At 39.3% G+C, this 2394-nt stretch carries 2 protein-coding genes; both read left to right on the plus strand.

All coding sequences use genetic code 11. From position 1 onward, the window contains the following. On the plus strand, positions 1-1005 hold a 1005-nt coding region (locus QZU45_RS12140), incomplete at its 5' end, for an IS110 family transposase (protein WP_295355664.1). Positions 1006-1640: 635 nt separating this feature from the next. Next, on the plus strand, positions 1641-2394 hold a 754-nt coding region (locus QZU45_RS12145; protein WP_295355666.1), incomplete at its 3' end, for a hypothetical protein.

Raw genomic sequence — 2394 nt, forward strand, 5'->3', positions numbered from 1 at the left:
CATATCAGAAACTATCAGCTTTCCAGAGAAAAATTCTTTGAATTCATCGATGATACCCATACACCAAGAAAGCTGATTGGCATTGAAGCCTGTGGTTCATGCAATTATCTTTGCAGATACATTCAGGAGCATAACCATAAGTGTCATATTCTGCCAGCTCTAAAGGTAAAAGCCTTTTTACATCTTGATAAAACAGACAGAATTGATGCCTTAGGTATCTTAAAGGCACTAATCACACCATCAATGCAGCATATTCCTGCAAGAACACAGGAAAACCAGTATCTGCTGAATCTTATAACCGTACGAGATCAGCTTAACAAGCAGTTTATTCAGACGGTCAATGCAGCTCATGCCTTTCTTTATGAATCAGGTGTGGTGGTAGGTACAGCTTCTGTATCATCAGCAACTAAGGTAACAGAAGCCTTAAAAGCTCTCTGTAATACTGAAACTGAAAAAGAGCATTCAGAGAATGACTGCAGTTACAGTCACTTAAACTGCCTCAGTGAAAGTCTGCTCAGTAACATTGAGTCTCTGCAGACAAAGATAAAAGAGATTAACTCTCATCTCTTATCCTACGCTTCAAACAATGAAATCTGCTCTAACCTTCAGACAGTTCCTGGTATAGGTAAGCTTTCAGCTGTAGCACTGTATGCTGCTATGGGTGATCCAGATAGATTCTCCTCATCAAGAGCTTTTGCAGCTTTCATCGGAGTGGCTCCGGTAACTACAGGTACAGGAGGTAAAACCATAGTCCTTGGTATTCGCAAGTCTGGTATTCGGAGCATTAAAAAGATGCTTTACATGTGCGCAATGGTTTATTTAAGTCAGGCCATGAAAAATGGTACTGAATCATCATGGCTAAAACAGAGACTTAATCAGAACCGTTCTAAAAAAATCATCATCTGCGCCATTATGAACAGACTTACCCGTATTGCCTATGCAATAGCCAAATCAGGACAACCTTTTGATGAAAACAAATGCAATATGATTAAAAAGATAAGGTAACGTAAAGTTACCTTACCTTAAACAGTCAGTATTCCATCAACCGTGAAAGAGCTCATTAACTTCAGAGCGTCCGCTGAGGTTAATGCTCCAGGGCAGGTTGTTTCTTACTGTACTCTCACACTGGAGGTAAGAGGATCCTCATTGATCTCAAACTCAATTAAAGAGTTTATTTAACTTACCGAATTGTCCCTTTCTCCAGTCTGAGAGTGCAGTTGAAGCCTTGCCTTCTCAGACCTCCATTGCGGGACACTTGCTGTATATGGTGATGTTTTATGAGCTTACTTAATTTGACTGTACTCTCACGCTGGAGATAAGAGGGTCCGAAAATTACTCAAAAAAACAACTAATGAGTTTATTTAACTAACTGAATTGTCCCTGTCTCCAGTCTGAGAGTACAGTTGAGGTTCAGAAACAAAACGTCATATACGCATATGATCTTGAATATAGTTCAGGTCACCATTGAATGGACAAATTAAAAGGCGAAGACATCTGAAAAACAGAGCTTCGCCTTCGTTTTCTCTGTTACACTTTATATAGAAAATTCATAAGTGTATAAGGAGAGAAAACATATGAATATTAACAGTACACAGACATCAAATTCAATCCTTTCTGAAAAATATTTTTGCGGAATTGATTTGGCAAGCAAAGTTATTCAGGTAAGTGTCACCAAACCTGGTGAATGTTCTTTTGACAAAGCATTAAGTAAAGATGAGTTCTCCAGATTCATTAAGGCAAATAACCCTGAAGATTACATCTACGGCATGGAAGCCTGTGGAGACTCCAATTACTGGGCAGAGCTAATTAACACACTTTGTAATGACAATGCCTTTATCTTTCCTGCCAAGAAATGTCGTTCTTACAATCATGGCTGTAAGGATGACAGAGGAGATGCCAGAGGTGTAAGGGATTTGCTGCTCACCTATTTTTTAAGTCCTGGCGCCTCAACAATTCATCCTTGTGTGATAAGAGACAGACAAAACCGGGCAGATATGGCGTTGCTTAAGTCCTATGGTGATAACCAGTCTGACATAACCAGGAATGTCAGACGTCTGATTGCATTTCTAAAAGAGCAGGATGCCACTCTGTGCTATAGCTATTCCATGTCACCTGAAGAGACCATCAGAAAAGCAAATGAATATACAGCAAAACTGCAATTTGAAGATGCTGACGCCAACTTTTCACTGATTACCGACATACAGGATCAGTGTGCAATTATTGCAATGCTTCTTAAAAGGAGAAGTAATATTCTCATGGGATTTTTGAAATATTTTGAAAGCCACTCTGAATGTCAGTACTTTATGGCCATACCCGGAGTTGGACTGTTACTTGCTGTAGGCACACATATCATTACTCAGGGAGATTTTACAAGATTTAAAAATGCCCGTTCTT

The sequence above is a fragment of the uncultured Succinivibrio sp. genome, from assembly GCF_902756765.1.
In the GTDB taxonomy this organism is placed as follows: Bacteria; Pseudomonadota; Gammaproteobacteria; order Enterobacterales; family Succinivibrionaceae; genus Succinivibrio.